This window comes from Natrinema salifodinae (genome assembly GCF_900110455.1).
Lineage (GTDB): Archaea > Halobacteriota > Halobacteria > Halobacteriales > Natrialbaceae > Natrinema > Natrinema salifodinae.
The window spans coordinates 244,461-265,805 of sequence record NZ_FOIS01000005.1 but is presented as its reverse complement, the minus strand read 5'-3'; the positions used below and the strand labels follow the sequence as shown (position 1 = coordinate 265,805).

The window sequence follows — 21,345 nt, the reverse complement described above, 5'->3', positions numbered from 1 at the left end:
TCGATAACTGACTCCACCGCGCATGTATAAGGTGTGAGCCGTCGTCGCTCGGGACGTGTCCAGCGCCGGTTCACCGCCGATCAAACTCGACGGGCTGACGAAGTACTACGGGGACGTCCGGGGTGTCGAGGACCTCACGTTCGCCGTCGATCAGGGCGAAACCTTCGGCTTCCTCGGCCCGAACGGCGCGGGCAAGTCGACGGCGATCCGAGTCCTGCTCGGCCTGTTGAAACCCACCGACGGCGAGGCCCGACTGCTGGGACGCGACGCCACCGACCGAACCGAACTGCGCGAGGCGAAGCGCCACCTCGGCTATCTGCCGAGCGACGTCACGTTCTACCGGCGCGTGACGGGAGCGCGGGTGCTCGGCTACTTCGGTCGGCTCCGCGGCTCGCTGATGCTCGCCGGTGCGTTGATCGCGCTGATCGCGCTCACCGTCGGGCTCTTCCCGTCGATCCAGGAGACGGGCGCGGATCTCGACGCCTACCTCGAGTCGCTGCCCCCGGAGGCGAGTCGCGCGTTCGTGGGCAACGTGACCACGCTGACGACGATCGAGGGGTACCTGGTCTCGCAGCTCTGCCAGTTCGGGTGGGTCCTGTTGCTCGCGATCTACCACGCGTACGCCGCCGCCCCGTCGATCGCCGGGAGGTCGAACGCGGACAGTCGGGCTGACGCTCTCGCTGCCGGTGACGCGAACCCGGTTCGTCGTCGGCAAGTCCCTCTCGTTCGTTCCGGGGGTTGTCCTCGTCAACGCGATCACCTTCCTCGCGGTTGCTCTCGGCGTGGAACTCGTCGATGAGTCGATCGACGTGATCGATCTGTTCGCCGTCCACGCGTACGCGGTCGCGTACTTGCTCGCTTGCGCCGGCGTCGGCCTGCTGGCCTCCGTCGCGTTCGAGTCCGCTCGGCGGGCGCAGACCGTCGGCGCCGGATCGGTCTTCGGCCTGTTCTTGCTCGATACGTTTACGTTCGATACCGACTACGAGTGGCTCGGCGATATCGCGTTCTCGCGGTATTTCGATCCGGGCGCGATCCTCGTCGCCGGTGACGTCTCGTGGGCGGATCTTGCCGTCCTCTCGTCCGCCGTCGTCGTCCTCGTCGTCGCCAGTAGCGAATACTTCGAGCGTCAGGATCTCGCGGGGTGATTCTCTCCCTCTTCCGCCGCCCGCCTCAGCCGCGACGACCGAATGCCGTATTTTTGATAATTGTGGGGGAACTCGAGAGGATATTATTAGAATCGTCGGCGTGCGGTGATGACATGTACGAGAACGTACTGCTGCGACCGATGGCCACGAGGGCACGGAACGCGCGATCGACGAAGCGATCGAACTCGCGAGCGACCAGGGCGCGACGCTGCACGTCCTCTACGTGATCAACTCCGCCGCGATCGCCCCCGGAATCACCTTCGAGGATCTCGAAACGGTCGGTCGGCAAGCGGTCGATTACGTCGCCGATCGCGCGATCGACGAGGGCGTCGACCGCGTCGAGCGCGTGGTGACGCACGGACTTCGAGCGGACGCGATCCTGCGATACGCGGCCGATCACAACGTCGATCTCATCGTCATGGGGAGACACAGGGAACTTGATCATCTCGTTTACGGGAGCGTCTCGAAACGAGTCTCGAAGGAGGCGCCGGTTCCCGTGTTGCTCATCGAGTAGATTTCGCTGGCCAGCGTCTCGCGCTAGGGTCCGATCGACGTCGATGAATCGATCAGTGCTGCCGATCACGCGGTCGACGGGCGCAGATCTTGAAGGGCTCGATCGCCAAACATGAGGGCGAGGAGGGCGCCGACGAGGTTGAAACCGAGGTCGAAGAGCGTGTCGGTCTTCCCGTAAGAGACGAGTATCGGCCTGTAGCCGAGTCGGTCGGCGCTCGCGTGGACGCCGTACTCGACGAGTTCCCAGAGCAATCCGGTGCAAGCGACGGCAGCGATGACCCGCGGACGGGGATCTCGGTCACGGTGGCGGGCCGCTGCGAAGGTGAGCGTGCCGAGAAGCGTCGCCGAGTGGGTGTGGGTGAGGTGATCCCACCACCAGATGTCGTCGTACGGACCGAGCATACCGACGGCGTGCGTGAGCATGGCTGTTTCGACGTACGCACGCTGCCACGGTCGGAACTCGACGTCGTACCACCGTTCAGCGATGGATGGAAGGAACGTCCCGAGGAATCCGAGAACAGCGTTCACGACCGCACCCGGGTCCCGTCGCCGAGCGCCGACGACGAGGACTCCCAGGACGCCGCACCGAATGCCGCGTTCCGCCGTCCGAACGACCGACATTCGCATACGGGCGATACAGGCGTCGCTCCGATAAAGATAGCGCTTCTATCCCTCGTTCCCTCGATCGCACGATCGATACTACTGGTCCGAGACGTAGCGGGTAGGCAGGTTCGCGACGACTCGATCCGGGAGCCGCTGGAGCAGCACGTCTTCGAGGAGCGATTCCGCGACCGCCGGAAGCGCCCGTCGAACGACGGTGTACGCGGTCGCGACGGTCAGCGCTGCGACGACGACCCAGCGGAACGCGCCGTCGAGAGTCACCAGTAGCGGCCCGGCTACAGCGACGGTCAGGAGCAGATCTTCGGGTGCGCCGTCGTAGCGGATCCAGCGGCGAGGCGCGATCCACCGATCGCGGTGATGATCGTACACGGCGCGATCGGAGGTCGCTTCCCACGGGCGGAGTTCCAACCCGCCTCCGAAGACGTCCGCGATGCTGTGAACGGCCGCGGCGATCAGCATCACGGCGACGGCGATCGGCAGCGACATCCGAACGAATAGCGCGACCGTGACGACGGCGGCGGCGAGTACCGTGTAGTAGACGGGATAGTGGAGCGTCTTCCGATGGCCGAGGTACAGATCGAGATCCGGTACGATTCCGCCCAGCAACCCCGCAAACAGCACGACATTCGCAGACTCCGGGAGCGCAATCGCAACCGGAAGCGCGATCGCCAGGCCGACGAGCGCGTGCGTTGGCAGCATCATCGTGCAGGGAAAGAAGCAACATGACGGTTTGAGGGTGTCGGTCACCCAGTCACTCCCCGACGCCTCGGAACCGTTTCGGCGGAAATTCACCGGCCAGTGAAAGTAACGCTCGAGTGGAGATTCGGATTCGAATCGGCTTCGCACACCCCTCTATCGATGTGTTTGCGTCCCTCGACCGCTTCCAACGTAACTCGGCTGGCCGGACGAGGTAGCTGTGATCGTACGGAAGCAAACGATCTCGGACGGCAGAGAACGGAACGTGGAACCGACCCCACGAACCGGGAAGCCCGAACGGGACACACCTCTATCGATGTGTCCGCTCTCGGTGTGTCCGTTACGGTGCTCGACGCATCCGTCACCGCTCGCGTTGCGCCTGGCGAGAGCAACATCGGTTCCTCTAACTGATAGAATAAATAATTTCCTGGGATTCAATCAGCCAAGGCCAAGATGAGCTTACGAACGGGAACGCGTCCCGACACAGACACCCCTCTATCGATGTGTTCGATGTCTCAACGGGAGGGGGATGTGATCGAGGAATCCGAAGAACGAGAACGGCCGCAGATTGCCATTTCGCCCGAAATTACGGCGAAGATACGCTCGAAAGAGTATTGACAGAAATCGGAGCAGCCATCTCTTCCTTCTCTTCTTCTAGCTTTCTAGACTAGGCACTCACACACCCCTCTATCGATGTGTTCGATGTGTTCTGAACGACGCGTACTCCATCTCGCTCGGTCCAATGAATTATCTCCGACTCTTCGGAACGTTCCCCTCCACTATCCCTCTTGTCGAGCCCTCTTCGGCGTGCTTTCCCGCGGGGACGCTCTCGAGCGGATCCGGACCCACGTTTCTCGCCTTGCCCCTTCTCCGCAGGAACAGAGCGAACACATCGATAGAGGGGTGTCTGTCTCCTCGCCTCGCCTCACCTCGCCTCACCTCACCTCACCTCTTCTCTCCTTTTCCCTCCGTGTCTTCCCCTTTAACTCCCTTTTCTTCCGTCGAACGACACACTTCGTTAACCCCTGTATCCTTCTCTTGTCTTTCTTCTCTACTCGGCAGAATACCCGGAACTCGCGCGCTTGATCACCGAAATACACATCGATAGAGGTGAGAACACTTTTGGTCCTCCTCCGTCTGGTCCATCCTATGGGAACTGACGGTTCCGATGATTCGCACGATGGGGATGGGGACGGGGTGGGTCAATCGGAGGTGAGCGACGAGACGACTGACCAGGCGACGCTCTCATCGGAGTCGACGACGGCCGAGCGAGAGGCGGATTCGGCGTCGACGGTTCAGGCCGCGAGCGACGATTCGCAGTCGATCGAGGAGATGCTGTTGGAATTCGATCAACAGGAAGGACTCATTCGCGATCGGTCGCTCTTGGATCCGAATCACATCGTCGAAGAGGACCGTATCGTCGGTCGCGACGAGCAACTGCAGGAAGTGACCAAGATGCTTCGTGTCGCGCTCGGCGACAACCGGCCACCGAACCTCTTTCTCTACGGCCCGTCGGGGACCGGCAAATCACTCATCACCAAAGCGGTCTGTAAGAATATCAGCACCATCTGCGAGTCGCGGGATATCCGTTTCGGGACGATCGAAGTCAACTGCCAGGATCTCGATACGCTCGGCGTCGCCGTCTACGAACTCGCGAGTCGCGCTGCGGACGTCGCTGGCGTCGACGTCGAGGTCCCGAAACACGGCGTCGCGACCAAGGAGAAGTGGGACGAACTCTACCGCATCGTCAACGAGAACTTCGATTCGGCGGTCTTCGTTCTGGACGAACTCGATATGCTCGTCGGCCGACGCGACAAACAGGAGCCGGCGTTCTCCCGCCTCCTCTATCAACTCTCCCGTGCTGGGGCGAACAACGACCTCACCGCGCACATCTCCGTCGTCGCGATCTCCAACGACACGAAGATGATGGAATCCGTCGGGAGCCGCGCCTTGAGTTCGTTCACGCCCGAAGACGTCCACTTTGACGACTACGACGCAAATCAGCTCCAGGCGATCCTCCGCCGTCGACGGGACGCCTTCTACGATGACGTCCTCGACGACGACGTGATCCCGTTGGCGGCGGCCTTTGCCGCCCAGACCCACGGCGATGCGCGGAAGGCGATCGATCTGGTGCGAGTCGCCGGCGAACTCGCGGAACGCGAGGGCGACGAGCGCGTTCGCGAGGAACATGTCCGCGAGGCGCAGGATAAAGTCGAGAAGAATCGGGTTCTCGAGGTCGTCCGCGGTATCAGCACGCAGAAGAAGCTCTGTCTCTATGCAACGGCGGCCGTCGCCGCCGAGACGGACGACGAATCCGCTCGCAGCACGACCGGCTATCGGGTGTATCAGTTCCTCACGGACGCGATCGACGCCGATCAGTACCACCAGGAGACGTACGTCAACAAGATGAAAGAGCTGACGACGTATTCGCTCGTTGACTTCGAGCGCCGGAGCCACGGACCGAGTTCGGGGATGTTCCTCGAGTTCCAGTTCGGCGAACGTCCTGAGACGATCCTCGAGACGCTCCGCGAGGATTCGCGGATCGACATGGTTTCCGCGGAGGAAGTGACGAGCGTCGTCACGGCACAAGTTCGAAACCAAACGTAATACGAACCAGTTTCCGTCGAGGAATTGCGAGCTACTTTATAATTCTCGCCGCCTGCGTTCGGCTTACTGTATGTTGTCATATGTGTGTACTAGTCAAACATTCGTAATCGTCGTCTCTCTCAGCGTCCTCTTCTCCCACACCGCTATCGATATGTAATACCCGCATAGAAGCGTTTTTGACGGAATATGTCGGCTGAAATCGTCCGGATAGAACGAATATAATCGCTCATCTCCGTTTGGACGAGCGAATCTATCTAGAAAACTTGTCTTCCTGTATCGGAACACATCGATAGCTAGGCGAATCACACCCCTCTATCGATGTGTTCGATAGTTCGTGCTCGAAGCTGCCGCCGAAGAGACACCCCTATCGATGTGTTTTCCCATCGGTGCAAAACTGGGTCCCATACACGCGCTTTTAGTCGTGTAATTCGATAGCGCCGTCCGATCGGTTTCGACCGTGCTACTACTCACCGTCGCCAACCCAGTTCTCTTGGTGCGAACGATTACAGACGTATGACTGTAATAGATATCTATCACGAGTGGGCCTCGCGGACGGACGTTCCGCCCAGGTAGTCAGATACGACGTGAACGTCTTTCGAGTGCCTTCCTGAATCGGAACGCTAGCGACGAACTGACGCCTATACGTAACGATTCCCGTGTTCCGAATACGGGGCTCCGTCCTGAGTGTCGAATATGAGCCACCGTTCTGAGTACCGAATGTGGATACCCGTCCCGAGTACCGATTACGAATCACAGTTTGCCCTCGAAACTGCCGTCGGAGATACGACTCCATCCCACTCCGGACGCTCGATCACCAGGCGCGCTGCTTTAGTCCGCCCCGATTCGCTAGCCGAAGCACGCGGCGATCGAAGATACGGTCGCGTTCCACTCGTCCGAATCCGTTCCCTTCTCCGGAACGGATTTACGGTATCGATCAGGGTCCGACTGCTCGGTGATCGATGTCGCCAGGCGATCGGGCGACACGATGACTCGTGGTTCGCGTCCGACCGACGTCGAGACGGCGAAAACGCTCCATCGGCGGTCATGTCGCCGGCAGCGGCCGTAGTTGCTCGTGTTCCAGACACTGCTATTGTCTCGATGTGTCGGCTGCGGTTTCGGCTTCAGCGTTCGGCTCGCCGCCAACGCCAGCGGTATCACCGACTCCGGCTCGGGGGTCAGCTTACTCGATGAGCGATTCGATGTCGTCCTCGAGTTGACTGTAGAGTTCCTCGGCTCGTCGTTCCTCTTCGGGCGCGAGCGGCCGAATCGGTTCGCGAACGGCGCCGCCGTTGAGGCCGGCGAGTTCGAGTCCCTTCTTGACGGCGGAGACGCTGATCGCACCCTCGATCTCGTTTTCCTGGCCGGTCTCGTCCCGGAAGTTCTGGTACGGGAGGCAGATATTCCGAAGTTCGCGGGCCCGTTTCCAGTCGCCCTCGGAGAGCGCGTCGAACAGTTCGAGGCCGATCTCCGGTCGGAAGTTGCTGACGCCCGCCGAAAACCCCTCCGCGCCTTCGGCCCAGAAGGAGACGGCGAACGGTTCTGCGAGTCCGTCCACCCAGACGACGTCGTCGGCGCCGGCGGCGACGCCCGCCCCGAGCTTGACGGGATCTTTCAGCGCGTATTTGATTCCGATGACTCCGTCGACGCGGGTGAGGCTGGCGAGGTAGTCGACCGACGGATCGAATCCGCGGACGTAGGGGACGAGCGGGGTTTCTGTCCCCGAGGAAAGTTCGCGATAGTACTCCAACAGCCCCTGTTCGTGGAGGTAGGTGTGATCGGGCGGCATGATCATCATCGCGTCGACACCGATGCGGTCGTACGCGCGGATCAGTTCCTGCGCAGCGGCCGTACTTCCGCCGACGCCGGCGAGAACGCAGGCGTCGGACGGGAGCGCGTTCACGCTCGTTTCGGCGACGGCGACTCGCTCGCTCGTCGAGAGCGAGTGATACTCGCTGATGTTCGCGGTCACCAGAAACGCTCGAATTCCCTCGTCGTACAGCGTCCGGGCGTTCTCCGCGATCTTCTCGTGTTGGAGTTCGAGGTCGTCGTCGAACGGGGTCAGTAACCCGACGGCAACGCCGCGGAGACGACTCCGTACTTGCTGGGCTGACAACGGCATAGAATGTCGATGTATCGCATATAGTATAAATCCATCGCCGAGGGCTCAGATTCCGAGCGACGGCGATCAGTCGTCGTCCGCCGCGATCGGGTCCTCGTCGCCCGTGATCGACTCGCTGTCCCAGTACTCGTGGTCGTCCTCGACGCGGAAACACGCGGCTTCGTGGAGGTCGTCGTCGGGGACGTCGTACGCAGCCGGATCCTGATTTTGGCAGACCTGCCTGGCGTTCGCACAGCGGGTGTGGTAGCGACAGCCGCTCGGCGGGTCGGTCGGATCCGGAATGTCGATCTCGCGGATCGGTGATTCGCCGTCCGTGTCGGCGCCGAGTTCCGGCGTCGCCCAGCACAGCGCCTGCGTGTAGGGGTGTTGGGGGTTGTGGATGATCTGTTCCGGCGGGCCGATTTCGACGAGTCGGCCGAGGTAGACGACGCCGATCCGGCCGCCGGTCTTCTCGGCGATGTACCGCGCGTTCGAGAGGTCGTGCGAGACGAACAGGTACGACGTGTCGAACGTGTCCTGTAACTGGATCATGAGATCCATCATCTCGACTCGCAGGGACACGTCCAGCGCGCTGACCGGCTCGTCGGCCATGATGAGGTCGGGATTCATCAGCATCGCGCGGATGAGCGCAACGCGCTGTTGTTCGCCGCCCGAGAGCTGGTGGGGGTACCGTTCGATGTAGTCTTCCGGCGGCGTCATTCCGACGTGTTCGAGCAGGCTCAGGATGCGCTGTCGCCGGTCGTTCCCGTCGAGGTCGCCGTTCCACCGCTTGAGCGGCGCTTCGAGGCTTGACTTGACGCGGCGGTGCGGGTTCAGGGCACTCCCCGGGTCCTGGTGGACGATCTGGAGCGATTGGCGGACCTCGCTCCACGAGATACTGTCCTCGTCGCCGGCCTTGACGTCCCAGATGTCGTGGCCGCGGTACGTGACGCGCCCGCCCGTGGGCTCTTGCAGGCCGACCGTCGTCTTTCCGAGCGTCGTCTTCCCGCAGCCGGACTCGCCGACGAGCACGATGACGTCATTCTCGTAGATGTCCAACGAGACGCCGTCGACGGCCTCGACGACGTCGGGCTCGGAGAACACGTCGAGAAAGCCCTGCTCCTTCTCGAAGTGAACCTCGACGTCCTCGAGCGAGACGACCGGCTCGGCCGAGTCGGTCCGCGAGGGCGTGGCTCCGGGGTCGGTCATCGCCGACTCGCCGTCGACGCCGGTCGACACCCCCTCGAGATCGTGGGTCATCGGAATCTCGTCTCGCGCGTCCTCCCAGTGGTGGCAGTGGACGTGGTGGCTCGCGTGGACCTCGTAGGGGCCGGGATCCTCGTCGTGACACTGTGCGTCGGCGAGCGGACACCGAGGATGGAACGAACAGCCCGAGGGCACGTTCACCGGGTCGGGCGCGCTCCCCTCAACCGGCTGCATCGTCTCGATCGGCGCTTCGAGGTTCGGCGTCGACTTCAGGAGCAGTCGCGTGTACGGGTGGGCGGCGTCCGCTAAGATCTCGTCGGTCGGGCCGAGTTCGACGAACTCGAAGGCGTACAACACCCCGATCCGGTCCGCGATGTCCGCGACTAGCGGCAGGTCGTGGGTGATGAACACGATCGTCAGATCGTACTCCTCTTTGATCTCCTGGATCAGCGAGATGATCGACCGCTGCATCAGGAGGTCCAGCGCCGCGGTCGGCTCGTCCATCACCAAGACCTCCGGCTCCAGTACCAGGCTGAGCGCGATCAGCGCCCGCTGTTTCATCCCGCCCGAGAGCTCGTGCGGGTAGGAGTCGAGTACGCGCTCGGGATCGAGATACAGGTCTTCGAGGATGCCCCGCGTCCGCTCCATCCCCTCGTCGATGTCGTAGTCGTGGGCATCGAGCGTCTCGACGAAGTGCGTCCGGATCTTGCGGACGGGGTTGAAGGAGCTCATCGCCCCCTGGAACACCATCGAGATCTCCTCCCAGCGGAGCTCTTTGAGGCCCTGCTTGTCAAGGTCGAGGATATCGATCGGGTCGTCGTCCGGGGGATAGTACGTGATGTCCCCGAAGAGGGCACCCGGATCCACGATCGCGTCGAGCAGCGCGGACGCGAGCATCGACTTCCCGCTGCCGCTCTCGCCGACGACGCCAAGGATCTCGTTTCGCTGGATGTCTAAGTCGACATCGTCGAGGACCCGGGACTCGCCGCGGTCCATGTCGAACGTGACAGACGCGTTCCGTATCTCTAAGATCGACTCGTCTCGTGGCAGTTCGCGCTGATATTCGGTGTCGGTTTCGGAAACGGTCATGTTCAGATCCCTCCTATCACTTCGTTCGTACTCGGTTCGTCGTCGACCTCACCGCCGTCGGCCTCCGTGGTCGTTTTCTCGTGTCGGGCCCGGACGCGGGGGTTGAACACCCGGTCGAGCGACTGCCCCAGCAGGGTCAGGCCGATCGAGATGAACACGATCGCGAACATCGGGACCAGGAACCAGTGGAGCGCGTCCGGCCTGGCGTGAGCGAGGTCCTCGTAGGCGAGGTTGAGGATGTTCCCCCAGTTCAAGTTCTCGAAGGGGAGGATCCCGAGGTAGTACAGGGCGACCGCCTCGAAGATGACCCGCCGCCCCGCGTTGGTGAGATTGATCACCACGTACGGCATCAGGTGCGGGATGATCTCCTTGAAGACGATCGTGTGCGTCCGGATGCCCATCGCCTCCGATGCTTCGACGAACGACTCCTCCCGGAGCGTGAGCATCTGGGATCTGATCGCTCGGGCCAGGCCGCCCCACGCCGCGATGCTCAGCAACACCCCGACCGCGTACGGGTTGCCGAGGATCATGTCCTCGAGCAAGAGCCCCAGCACCATCACGAGCGGGAACCCGGGGATGTTGATGAACACGTCCGTGATCGAACTCAGGACCGTGTCGGTCGTCCCGCCCTTGTAGCCGGCGATGGCACCGACGGTGGTCCCGATTCCGACCGTACACACCGCCCCGGCGACGACCATCTTGAGGATCGTCGCGGTCGAGTGGACCGTCTGCGAGAGCAGGTCGCGCCCATGGGCGTCCGTACCGAGGATGTAGTCCGCGTTCTCGAACGGGCCGATGAGCGCCGGGCCCTCGGTCACGCTGGTCGGTTCGACGAGCAGCGTTCCGACGGTTCCCATCAGCACGTACAACAGGACGATCGTCAGCCCGATTCGCGCCCGCCAGTCGCGCCAGATGATGGACAACGGGGCGTAGACGTACGCGTCGTACAGCTTCCGGTAGCGGTCGCGTCGCGTTTCTTCGAACTCCGAGACCACCTCGAACGGCGAGTTGACGTTGCCGCCGTCGGTTCTGAGGTCCCGGTCACCGCCGCTGCCCGCGTCGGACCCGTCGATCGCGCGCTCGAAGTCCAGCCGTTCGTCCGTTTCGCCTGTCTCGCCCGTCGAGTGATCGGTATCCCGTGTCATTGACTCCTCCGTGCTCGCGGATCGACGTACCCGTAGGTCAGGTCGGCCAGCAGCAACGCGGTGACGATCGCCAGCGTGATGACCATGAATCCACCCATCATGAGCGGATAGTCGCGCTGGTGCGTGGCCGATAACATGTACCATCCCAGTCCGCGGTACTGGAAGACCTGCTCGAGAACCACCGAGCCGCCGAACATCTCGCCGATGCTGATCAGCAGCGTCGTATACATCGGCAGGACGGCGTTGCGGGCGACGTACTGGGTCGAGATCGTAATGTCGGACAGTCCCCGAAGGCGAGCGACGCGGAGGTAGTCTTCGCCCAGAACGCGAATGCTGTTACCGCGCATTCCCAGCGAAGCGACGCCCGAGGCCACTAACATCGACAGGATCGGCAGCGCGGCGTGGTGGATGATGCCGCTGATGTAGACCAGATTGAACCCCGGATCGGCACCGATCGGCTGACGACCGCCGTTCGGAAACCAGCCGAGCCGATACGAGAAGAAGATCAGGAGAAGAATAGCGAGCACGTAGAACGGAATCGACCCCATCAGGACGGCGTACGAGGTCAGCCCGACGTCCAGTTTCCCGCCTTCCCAGTAGGCCATCAGTGAGCCGATGGCAATACCGACGAAGAAGCTGATGAAGACCGCCCAGCTCAGCACGAACAGCGTCCACGGTAGCGCCTCGGCGAGGACGTCGACGACCGGCTCACCGTAGTAGGCGGACTGCCCCAGATCGCCCTGAAGGGTGTTCGCGAGGTAGTTGACGTAGGCGACAGGGATCGGCTCGTCCGGATCGATCGTCATTCTGAACTCGACGAGTTCGCGGGCTCGCGCCGGATTGATGCCCTGTTGGGCCATCCGCGTGATCATCGCCCCCATGATGTTCCCGGGCATCATCCGGATCATCGCGAACGACAGCGTGAGAACGGCCCACACCGTGAACACCGCTTGCCCTAATCGCCTGATACGCCAGTCTATCGTTAACATGGTGGATGGCTATTTATTCTGAACGATTCGTAATCAAGGTTTCCCATCGTATTATATACAAGAGAAATCCGTCTCGACGCCACCAGTTCGGCGAAGAAATCGTCCCGTCGCCCGATCCAGTCGCTCTTTCGGAGTCGAACCAGGTTCAGAACGGATCCCAGCCGGTATAAATGACCGCGACGCTCGCGACCAGCGAGAGAACGACGGGAATGAGCGTGAGCTGTGCGACGATGTACGCGCCCGTTCCCGGTTCCGCGAAGACGAAGGAGAATCCCAACAGGAGGAGGAACAGGAAATTGACGCCGAGGACGATCTGCGAAACGGCCTGAAGGAATCCCATGAAAACTAATTCCCGGAGTGGATATTAAATCTTGGTCCGTAGGCGCCGGCGTCGGGCTGGAACATCGCCTCCAGCGATCCCGCGATCGGAACTCGACGCGACGAGTGCTGCGGTCAGCGACGTTTCAGGCGTCAATCTTCGCCCAGGTATTCGATCGTCGCGTCCTCCATCTTCGGGATGAGGTACAGCGCGTCCTCGGTCCCGTCGATGATGCTGTCCGGAGCGTCGAGGGCCCAGTTGGCGGCGTTGTAGGCGCCGGCGTCGGGCTGGTACATCGCCTCCATCTGGGGGACGTTCTGGTTCCACCACCACAGCAGTTCTCGGTGGTACTCGTCGTCGTCGGTGACCTGCCACTGGCGGATATGCTCCTCGATATCGATCGTCTTCGTCCCACTGGTGCCTTCGGGATCACCGACCGGCATCGGAATCTCCGTCTCGGGTTCGAAGTGCGAGATCGACTGCACCCAGTTCGGCACGAGATCCAGCGCCCACAGCGCGCGGATCCCGTTCGCGGACGAGCCGTCGGGCATCATGTCGAACTCGCCGGCCTGGCGGCGCTCGTCGAAGGTCGCGTCGTCGACCTGCTCCTGGTTCGTCTCGATGCCGAAGTCGTTGAGATTCTCCTTGAGCACGCCGAAGTCCTTCCGCTTGGTGCCGTTCATGATGTTGACCTCGAAGGTCTCACCGTCGGGTGTCAGCCACGTGCCGCTGCTATCGCGCTCGTAGCCTTCGCGTTCCAGGAGTTCGGCGGCCCGCTCGGTGTCGTTCTGGCCGTACTTCGTGAAGTCCTCGACCCAATCGGCCGCGTCGTGGGATCCGTTGTCCAGAACGTTCCCGGGGACGCGGCAGGGCGGCCAGTCGAACATTCGGTTGACGCCCTCGAGCAGTTGGACGACCTGTTGGCGGTCGAAGACGTGACAGACCGCCTTGCGGACGTTCGCGCTCTCGAAGGGCGTGTCGTAGCTGACGTCGTGCCCGCAGTTGAACGTGAACAGCTTGTTGGTCGAGAACCCCTCCTTGATGAGCGTGTGCTCCGTGGGGAGTTGTTGCTTGACGTCGTCTTCGACCGGGAACTGCGTGTGTGCGGCGTCGACCTCGTTGTTGGCGTACGGTTGGGTCGGATTGTTGTTCTCGTAGAGGTGCACCGAGTACTCGCTGAAGTTGAGGTTGTCGGCGTTCGGGTGGTCGTCGTACCGCTCGAAGACCATGACGTTGTCCCCGATATCCGCGACTTCGAACGGGCCGTTTCCGACCGCATCCTCGAGCGACGGATACTTCGCCGTCGTGAGCTCCTCCAGGATGGACTCCATTTCGCCGTCGTCGGCGTCCTGAAGTTGCTCGTGCCACTCGATCCACTGGTCGTCGGTATGTTTGGTGAAGATCCCGCGGCTCTCGTCGCCGACGAGGTCCGCGATGACGTTCTGGACCGCGACCGTCTCCGACAGCGGCTCGTGGAGATGGATCCGCGCCGTCTGCTCGTCGGGCGCCTCCGCCGACTCGATGAACTGGTGGGGCCGCTCGTCGTCGTCCGCCTGGTAGTCCAGGATCTCGAGGGACATCTGGAGTTGCATGACCCAGTCGTCGGCGACGAGCTGGTCGCCGCCGTGCCAGGTCCACTCGTCGCTGAAGGTAAACTCCAGGGTCGTGTCGTCGGCCATCTCCCAGTCGGTCGCGATCAACGGATACACCTCGTCTTCCGACGGACTGTAGATAACTGGTCGATCGAAGATGAGCGCCCCCGGATGCCACGTCCCGCGTTGGCCCGGATTCCACGGGTTGCAGTGACGCTGCGATGGGAGCGTGCCGCTCGTCTCCGCGTCGAACACCCGGAATCGATCTGTGCTGCCACCGCCACCGAGACACCCCGCGAGCAGGGCGACACCGCCTGCACCACCGTACTTGAGCACATCTCGCCGGCTCGGTCCGCTACGCCGCCAGCTGTTACCCTCTGGCATACTCCCTAATGATGGAAGGTGACATATATAGTTAACTATGAGGGTTTCTGTGAGGATTTTTCGAGCAACGTGTGCACGACTCGCCGCGGAGTCGACCGGCGGTCCCGGAGCCGTCACTCGCCGGTGTATTCGATCGTCGTCGCTTCCATCTTCGGCACCAGGTACAGCGCGTCCTCGGTCCCGTCGATGATCTCCTCCGGGCCGTCGAGGGTCCAGTTAGCGCCGTTGTAAGCGCCGGCGTCGGGCTGGTACATCGCCTCCATCTGGGGGACGGTCTGGTTCCACCACCACAGCAGCTCTCGGTAGTACTGATCGTCGCCGGTGACCTGCCACTGGCGAATGTGCTCCTCGACGTTGATGGACTTCGTCCCGCTTTCCCCCTCGGGATCGCCGATCGGCATCGGAATCTCCGCCTCGAGGTCGAAGTGGGCGATCGACTGGAGCCACCTCGGGACGAGATCGAGCCCCCACATCGCGGTGACGCCGTTCGCGGACGATCTGTCCGGCATCATGTCGTACTCGCCGGCGTGGTGCCGCTCGTCGAAGGTCGCGTCGTCGACTTGACCCTGATTGGTCTCGATGCCGAAGTCCTCCAGATTTCGCTTGAGGACCCCGAAGTCCTTCCGATCGGCCCCGTTCATGATCTCGATTTCGAAGGGGCCGCCGTCCGGGGTCAGCCACGTGCCGCTGCTATCGCGTTCGTACCCCTCGCGGCGGAGGAGTTCGGCGGCCCGTTCGGTGTCGTTTTGCCCGTACGCGGTGAAGTCTTCGATCCAGTCCGCCGCGTCGTGCGAACCGTCCGCCAGAATGCTTCCTGGAACGCGACAGGGCGGCCAGTCGAACATCCGGTTGACGCCCTCGAGTAGTTGGACGACCTGCTGGCGGTCGAAAACGTGACAGACCGCCTTGCGGACGTTCGCGCTCTCGAAGGGCGTGTCGTAGCTGACGTCGTGCCCGCAGTTGAACGTGAACAACAGGTTGGTCGAAAGGTTCTCCCTGACGAGCGCGTGCTTCTCGGGGAGTTGCTGCTGAACGCCGTCCTTGAGCGGGAACTGGATGTGCGCGGCGTCGACCTCCCCGTTAGTGTACGGCTGGGTCGGATCGTCGTTCTCGAAGACGTGCACGGAGCACTCGCTGAAGTTGAGCGCGTCGGCGTTCGGGTGGTCGTCGTACCGCTCGAAGACCACGACGTTGTCCCCGACGTCCGCCACCTGAAACGGGCCGTTCCCGACGACTTCGTCCAGCGCCGGGTAGTTCGTCGTCGTAATATCCTCGACGACGGCGTCTAACTCGTCGCCCTCGCCGTCCCGGAGCCACCGGTGCCACTCGGCCCACTGGTCGTCGGTGTGTTTGGTGAAGAGCCCGCGGCTCTCGTCGCCGACCAGGTCGGCCACGGCGGCCCGCACCGCGTGCCTGGCCACCAGCGGCTCGTGCAGCGAAACGCGGGCCGTTCGATCGTCGACGACCTCGGCCGACTCGAGGAACTGGTGGGGTCGCTCGCCGTCGGCCGCCTGGTACTCCATAATCCTGAGGGCGATCTGGAGTTGCATGACCCAGTCGTCGGCGACGACCCGATCGCCGTCGTGCCAGGCCCATTCGTCGCTAAAGGTAAACTCCAGAGTCGTGTCGTCGGTCAGTTCCCAGTCGGTGGCGATCAGCGGGTAGGCCTCGTCCGCCGCCGGACTGTAGACGACGGGCCGGTCGTGAACGAGCGCGCCCGGATGCCACGCGCCCCGCTGCGCGAAGTTCCAGGGGTTGCAGTGGCGCTCCGAGGGGAGCGCCCCGCTGGTCTCCGCGTCGAACATTTGAAAGCGATCCGTGCTCCCGGAGCCGCCGAGGCAGCCCGCGAGAAACGCGACCCCGCTCGCGGCCCCGTACGACATGACATCGCGGCGGCTGTGCCGACCTCTCCGACAGTTGTTATCTTTCGCCATGGAACCTACTGATAGTCTCTGGTATTTATAGTTACCTGGGCCGGCCTCGGACCGGCCGACACCGTTCGACGCGACGGTCGATCGACCGGTCCCGCTCGGGGCGCCGGTCGTTCGGTTCCGGCCCCGATCGGCGCGCCGAAACGTTTTACCGGCGAGTCCTCGTCCCGTCGGTCGACAGACGTGGACGAGCAAACCGTCATCGTTGCCGGCTCGCAAAGGCCTCGGCGAGGCGCTGGCGAAGCGGTTCGCCTCGGAGGGGGCGAACGTCGTCACGAACGAGCGGGATCGGCCCCACTGACGGCGGGTGGCTCGCCGACGTCCGGGGGTCGGGGGTCGGACCGGTAGCTCCGCACTCCGCTCGAATCGCCCTTCGGTCGCGGGCGGCGCGGACTCGACTACCGGAATTCGGGGATGACTTCCTCGCCGAACAGCCGAATCTGATCCTCGACGAGGTCTTTGGGCATGCCGGAGTGGTGAAACCGGAGCGTGAGATGGTCCAGCGGGAAGCGTTCGCGGATCGATTCGATCTGCTCGACGATCTGTTCGGGCGTGCCGTAGATGAACCGATCGTCGGCCAGTTCCTCGAAGTCCTCGACCGAGTCCGCCGTCATCAGCGGGTGCGAGAACTCGCCGCCGTACTCGTCGACGTACGTCCGGTGGACGTACTCCTTGCGCTCCATCACCTCTTCTTCGGTCTCGGCGATGACCGCCTCGCGCATCAGCGGGTGTTCGATCTCGTCCCAGTTCTGGTCGCTGTCCTCGATGTGCTCGCGCTGTTCCTCCTTGCGGTCCTCGACGATTCCCAGGTCGGCGACGACGCCGGGCACCCAGGCGTCGCTGAACTTCACCGAGCGGGCGATCTGCTTGTCGCCCCAGCCGCCGACCCAGAGGTCGGGCCGGGGCTCTTGAACCGTCGACGGGAGCGGCTGCCAGTCCTCGACCTCGAAGAACGGGCACTTGAAGGAGATGGGTTCGTCCGAGGAGAGGAACTCGTCGAGGAAGCGCAGTCCCTCGATCATGCGGCCCGCGCGCTCGTCCATCGGCACGTCGAACGCTTCGAACTCCTCCTCGACGTAGCCGAGGCCGACCCCGAGCGTGAGCCGGCCGTTCGAGATGTTGTCGAGCATCGCCGCCCGCTGTGCGACGTGCAGGGGGTGATACAGCGGAAGGATCAGCACCGACGTGACGAGTTCGAGCTCCTCGGTTTCGGTGCCGATGCTGGTCAACCGCGTCAGCGGCGACGGCCAGTAGTTGTCGCCCTCGGTCGCCTGGTGGTCGTTGACCCAGCAGGACTCGAAGCCGACTCGCTCGGCGAGTTGGCACTGTTCGACGACGCCGTCCCACGATTCACCGCCTTCGACTGGGAAAATCCCGAATTTCATACGCTACGATGGGACAGTGCGGTCAGCTACTATTTACATTTTCGGTTATGTAGAAACTCGGACACGATGTGCCGGCGACGCGGCGGCGGAACGTTCAAGAACGAATCGGTCGCATCACCGACCGAATGCGCGTTACCGATTACGAGCTCTACGCGGTGCCGCCGCGGTGGCAGTTCCTCAAACTGGAGACGAGCGACGGCCGAATCGGCTGGGGCGAGGTCTACACGAAGTGGCACTTCGCCGGCGACAGCGAACCCGCGACCCAGAGCGCGGTCGACCAGCTACTGCACCAGTACGTCCTCGGCGAGAACCCGGCCCGCATCGAGTACTGCTGGCAGGCGATGTACCGGAGCAGCTTCTACCGGGGCGGACCGGTCCACATGAGCGCGATCGCCGGCATCGACCAGGCCCTCTGGGACCTCAAGGGGAATGCGGCCGGGATGCCGGTCTACGAGCTGCTGGGCGGTCCCGCCCGCGACCGCGTCCGGACCTATGCGCACGTCAGGGCCCACGCCGACGACGACGTCTCGGACCCGACGGCCGCTGCCGCCGCGGAGGCGCGCGAACGCGTCGACGCGGGGTACACCGCCGTCAAACTGGTTCCGACGGCGGGGCTCGAACTCGTTGATACACCGGCGGTCGTCGACCGCGCACGCGAACTCGTCGGCGCGGTTCGCGAGGCCGTCGGCCCCGAGGTCGACGTCGCGCTCGACTTCCACGGCCGCGCGTCGAAGGCGATGGCCCGCCGCCTGGCGAGCGCGCTCGAGGAGTTCGAGCCGCTGTTCGTCGAGGAACCGGTCGGGCCCGAACAGGACCGCGAACTCGCCCGGGTCGCCGACGCGACGACGGCCCCGATCGCGACGGGCGAGCGGCTCTACTCCCGGTGGGAGTTCCGGCCGCTCCTCGAGGCGGACGCGGTCGATATCGTCCAGCCGGACGTCTCGAGCGCGGGCGGGATCACCGAGACGAAGAAGATCGCCGACCTGGCCGCGACCTACGACGCCTCGATCGCGCCCCACTGTCCGATCGGGCCCCTGGCGCTGGCGGCGTCGCTCCACGTCGATGCGGCCGCGCCGAACGCCCTGATCCAGGAGCAGGTGATCCTCGACGACGCCGACGCGATGCGGTACGTCGAGAACGATGCCGTCTTCGACCCGGTCGACGGCTGTCTCGAACTGCCCGACGGGCCCGGCCTCGGGATCGAGATCGACGAGGACCGCGTCCGCGAACTCGCGGGGACGAATCTCGGCTTCGACCGCTCGCCCGGGCATCGGGCCGACGGAAGCGTCGGCGAGCGGTAATCGCGAGGCGTCGAGGAACCGAAAAGAACGGCGGCGAGTGTCGACGGATGTCTCGGAAGGGGTTCACCGCGCGGTCCGTCTGCGGTGCGTCGGTTCGCGTTCGATTTCGTTCACACCGACTCGACGACCACGTCGCGACTAGTTAGCACCGCCGTTGGCGGCACCGTTGTAACCGCGACCGCCGTCGGGCGGCGAACTCCCGTCTTCGACGGCCCGCGCCCAGCCGGCCAGCCACTCGCGGAGGCCGCTGTCGGGAACGTCGAGCGAGTGAGTGTTCTCGGGGAGGTCGGGATAGCCGCCGACCTCGTCGTGGTGGCCGACCCAGTACTCGTAGGGGTCGTCGAGGCGGTCGTTGCCCGCTCGGTCGGCGATCTCCCGTACGATCCGCTCGTCGTTGCCCGTCCGGTCTGCCGGCCGCGCCCCGGCGTTGGCGAGGTTGTGACCCTCGACGTCACCCGACGGTATCTCGTCGAGACCGCTCGGCCACAGCGGCGGCGAACTCACCGATTCCGGTTCGGCCAGCGGCTGATCGTCGTCCAGCGGTGGATCGTACGCGATGTTGTCGGCGTGGTACGCGGTCGGGTCGCCTTCGAGAACGGCGTCGCCGGCGTCCGCCCCGATGGCGGCGTTGCCGACGAAGCTGGTGACCGCGGACCCGTCGGCGTTGGCCGATTCGTCGAAGAAGTACAGGAGGTTGTTGACGACGACGCTCTCCGTGTCGTTTTTGAGCCGCGGCGCGCGACCGCGGACCTTCGCCCAGACGTTGCCGGCGAGGGTAACGTTCGAGGCTCCGTCGCCGACGAGCGTGCCGTAGTTGTGGTCCGCCTCGTCGCCGTAGGGGTCGTACAGTCCCTCGTAGATGAGGCAGTTGACCACCGTCGTGTCCTGCGTGTCGTAGCCGACCGAGAGACATTCGTCTGTGCCCCACGAAGCGGTGACGTGGTCGACGACGTTGTTCCGCGTCTCGTCTTGCGTGTTGAACGCGTCGTTGCTCTGGATCGACCCGTCGGAGCCGGGGCCGATCCGCGAGCGGACGTGCTGGACGACGCAGTTGTCGGCGTCGATCTTGAGCTGTCCGTTGATGAACGTGACGCCAGGCGACGGCGCGGTCTGGCCGGCGACCCAGCAGTAGTCCTCGGTGATCGCCAGGTCGTCCCCGCCGAGGTCGACGGTCCCGCTCGTTTCGAAGACGACCAGGCGCGGGCCGCTGGCGTGGAAGGCGTGCTCGACCGCGCTCCGAGTCGGTTCGGTGACCGCGTAGACGTCGACGTCGTCGTCGAACCACGACGTGTCCGCGAACCCGTCGTCGAGTCCGAATTGGGACGCACCGCTGGACTGGGCCGCCGCGGATCCGGCGAGCGCGCTGAGCGTCCCCGCGCTGATCAGTGTCGATGCTGCTGCTCCTCTCAGGTAGGTTCGTCTCGTCTGCTTCATGGTACCGCACCCCGACCAACGACGAATTGCCATAAATAATTTTTCCTGAATGAAGGCAATAGATATTCCGGCGAACGACTCGAATACAACGCCCCCTGGCGCACTAGTTCGACCGAATCCGTTTCGGACCGCGAGAAGCGACGCCGCCGCGACGGCGATCAGCGCCCGTCCAACTGTTCTTTCGGTTCGACTTCGCCCCAGACCGCGTCGCTCCCCTCGGTCGGAGCTGCCCACTCGACGGCGTTGTCGAGCACCGTCCGGATCTCGTCCTGGTAGAAGATCGGGTACTCCTCGTGACCCGGGCGGAACGCGAAGAGCCGTCCGCGGCCGCGGCGGTAACAGATCCCCGAGCGGAACACTTCGCCGCCCTCGAACCACGAGATGAACACGGTCCGATCGGGTTCCGGGACGTCGTAGGGTTCGCCGTACATCTCCGTCGACGGCACCTCGAACGATTCTTCGAGGCCGTCGGCGATCGGATGGCCGGGGTCCGCGACCCAGATCCGTTCGGTCTCGCCGCCGTGGCGGTACTTGATGTTACAGGTCGTCCCCAGCAGGCGCGTGAATGGCTTCGAGTTCTTCCCCGAGTGGATCGGCACGAACCCCATCCCCTCGTGGACGCGATCGACGACGCGGTCGGCGACCTCGTCGGCCACCTCGTCGTTCGCGCAGTGGGACCACCACAGGAGGACGTCGGTGTCCGCCAGGATCTCCTCGGTCAGGCCGTGTTCCGGTTCCTGCAGCGTCGCGGTTCGGACCGTTCGTCTGTCGCCGTCCACCGCGTCCGCGATCGCGCCGTGGATGCCGTCAGGATACCGTTCGGCGACGTCCGGCTCTTCCTGCTCGTGAACGTTCTCGTTCCAGACTGTGACCCGTACTGCCATGTCCGA

Annotated in this window: 16 protein-coding genes and 1 pseudogene; 5 read left to right on the top strand and 12 right to left on the bottom strand. The window is 63.6% G+C overall.

What is annotated here, in order from left to right; all coding sequences use genetic code 11:
* Window positions 1–55: 55 nt before the first annotated feature.
* From BMY29_RS21530 to BMY29_RS19330, 3 genes and pseudogenes are all read left to right on the top strand, one after another.
* A complete protein-coding gene (locus BMY29_RS21530; RefSeq protein WP_241471275.1) occupies window positions 56–799 on the top strand; it encodes an ATP-binding cassette domain-containing protein in 744 nt (247 codons plus the stop codon).
* Window positions 783–1,145, top strand: a complete 363-nt coding sequence (locus tag BMY29_RS21525) for a hypothetical protein (protein WP_241471274.1) — start codon at window positions 783–785, stop codon at window positions 1,143–1,145. The genes BMY29_RS21530 and BMY29_RS21525 overlap by 17 nt, the downstream gene beginning before the upstream one ends.
* Before the next feature lie 113 nt (window positions 1,146–1,258).
* A pseudogene (locus tag BMY29_RS19330) lies at window positions 1,259–1,659 on the top strand (universal stress protein).
* Between the two features lie 65 nt (window positions 1,660–1,724).
* Here BMY29_RS19330 and BMY29_RS19325 read toward each other — a convergent pair.
* On the bottom strand, window positions 1,725–2,285 hold the full coding sequence (locus BMY29_RS19325) for a DUF2238 domain-containing protein (protein ID WP_049989968.1): 561 nt from the start codon (window positions 2,283–2,285) through the stop codon (window positions 1,725–1,727).
* A gap of 72 nt (window positions 2,286–2,357) precedes the next feature.
* Window positions 2,358–2,981 carry a metal-dependent hydrolase gene (locus BMY29_RS19320; RefSeq protein WP_049989967.1) on the bottom strand — a complete coding sequence of 208 codons (624 nt, stop codon included), beginning with the start codon at window positions 2,979–2,981 and terminating at the stop codon, window positions 2,358–2,360.
* 1,143 nt (window positions 2,982–4,124) lie between these two features.
* On the opposite strand from BMY29_RS19320, the gene BMY29_RS19315 reads away from it, so the two are divergent.
* On the top strand, window positions 4,125–5,582 hold the full coding sequence (locus BMY29_RS19315; protein WP_049989966.1) for an orc1/cdc6 family replication initiation protein: 1,458 nt from the start codon (window positions 4,125–4,127) through the stop codon (window positions 5,580–5,582).
* A 1,180-nt stretch (window positions 5,583–6,762) separates the two neighbouring features.
* On the opposite strand, the gene BMY29_RS19310 is transcribed toward BMY29_RS19315, so the two are convergent.
* The 8 genes from BMY29_RS19310 to BMY29_RS19275 all read right to left on the bottom strand — a co-directional run bounded on the left by BMY29_RS19310 (window position 6,763) and on the right by BMY29_RS19275 (window position 17,720).
* The gene (locus tag BMY29_RS19310; protein ID WP_049989965.1) at window positions 6,763–7,701 is read right to left on the bottom strand and encodes a dihydrodipicolinate synthase family protein; all 939 of its coding nucleotides are present in this window, start codon (window positions 7,699–7,701) and stop codon (window positions 6,763–6,765) included.
* A gap of 66 nt (window positions 7,702–7,767) precedes the next feature.
* Window positions 7,768–9,975, bottom strand: a complete 2,208-nt coding sequence (locus BMY29_RS19305) for a dipeptide ABC transporter ATP-binding protein (protein WP_049989964.1) — start codon at window positions 9,973–9,975, stop codon at window positions 7,768–7,770.
* A 2-nt stretch (window positions 9,976–9,977) separates the two neighbouring features.
* On the bottom strand, window positions 9,978–11,120 hold the full coding sequence (locus BMY29_RS19300) for an ABC transporter permease (protein WP_049989963.1): 1,143 nt from the start codon (window positions 11,118–11,120) through the stop codon (window positions 9,978–9,980).
* Window positions 11,117–12,109 carry an ABC transporter permease gene (locus BMY29_RS19295; protein ID WP_173424897.1) on the bottom strand — a complete coding sequence of 331 codons (993 nt, stop codon included), beginning with the start codon at window positions 12,107–12,109 and terminating at the stop codon, window positions 11,117–11,119. The genes BMY29_RS19300 and BMY29_RS19295 overlap by 4 nt, the downstream gene beginning before the upstream one ends.
* A 145-nt stretch (window positions 12,110–12,254) precedes the next feature.
* A complete protein-coding gene (locus tag BMY29_RS19290) occupies window positions 12,255–12,449 on the bottom strand; it encodes a hypothetical protein (RefSeq protein WP_049989962.1) in 195 nt (64 codons plus the stop codon).
* Between the two features lie 131 nt (window positions 12,450–12,580).
* The gene (locus BMY29_RS19285; RefSeq protein ID WP_049989961.1) at window positions 12,581–14,404 is read right to left on the bottom strand and encodes an ABC transporter substrate-binding protein; all 1,824 of its coding nucleotides are present in this window, start codon (window positions 14,402–14,404) and stop codon (window positions 12,581–12,583) included.
* 113 nt (window positions 14,405–14,517) lie between these two features.
* Window positions 14,518–16,287: an ABC transporter substrate-binding protein gene (locus BMY29_RS19280; protein WP_241471273.1), complete on the bottom strand. Its 1,770-nt coding sequence runs from the start codon at window positions 16,285–16,287 to the stop codon at window positions 14,518–14,520.
* Between the two features lie 446 nt (window positions 16,288–16,733).
* Window positions 16,734–17,720, bottom strand: a complete 987-nt coding sequence (locus BMY29_RS19275; protein WP_049989960.1) for an LLM class flavin-dependent oxidoreductase — start codon at window positions 17,718–17,720, stop codon at window positions 16,734–16,736.
* Between the two features lie 125 nt (window positions 17,721–17,845).
* Here BMY29_RS19275 and dgoD point away from each other — a divergent pair, with 125 nt between their 5' ends.
* Window positions 17,846–19,021 carry a galactonate dehydratase gene (gene dgoD / locus BMY29_RS19270; protein ID WP_074854870.1) on the top strand — a complete coding sequence of 392 codons (1,176 nt, stop codon included), beginning with the start codon at window positions 17,846–17,848 and terminating at the stop codon, window positions 19,019–19,021.
* Between the two features lie 138 nt (window positions 19,022–19,159).
* On the opposite strand, the gene BMY29_RS19265 is transcribed toward dgoD, so the two are convergent.
* Both BMY29_RS19265 and BMY29_RS19260 read right to left on the bottom strand, forming a co-directional pair.
* Window positions 19,160–20,455 (bottom strand): hypothetical protein, encoded by a 1,296-nt coding sequence (locus BMY29_RS19265; RefSeq protein WP_049989958.1) that lies wholly within the window; start codon window positions 20,453–20,455, stop codon window positions 19,160–19,162.
* A gap of 158 nt (window positions 20,456–20,613) precedes the next feature.
* Complete coding sequence (locus BMY29_RS19260) at window positions 20,614–21,339, bottom strand: ThuA domain-containing protein (RefSeq protein WP_049989957.1); 726 nt, start codon at window positions 21,337–21,339, stop codon at window positions 20,614–20,616.
* Window positions 21,340–21,345: the final 6 nt, after the last annotated feature.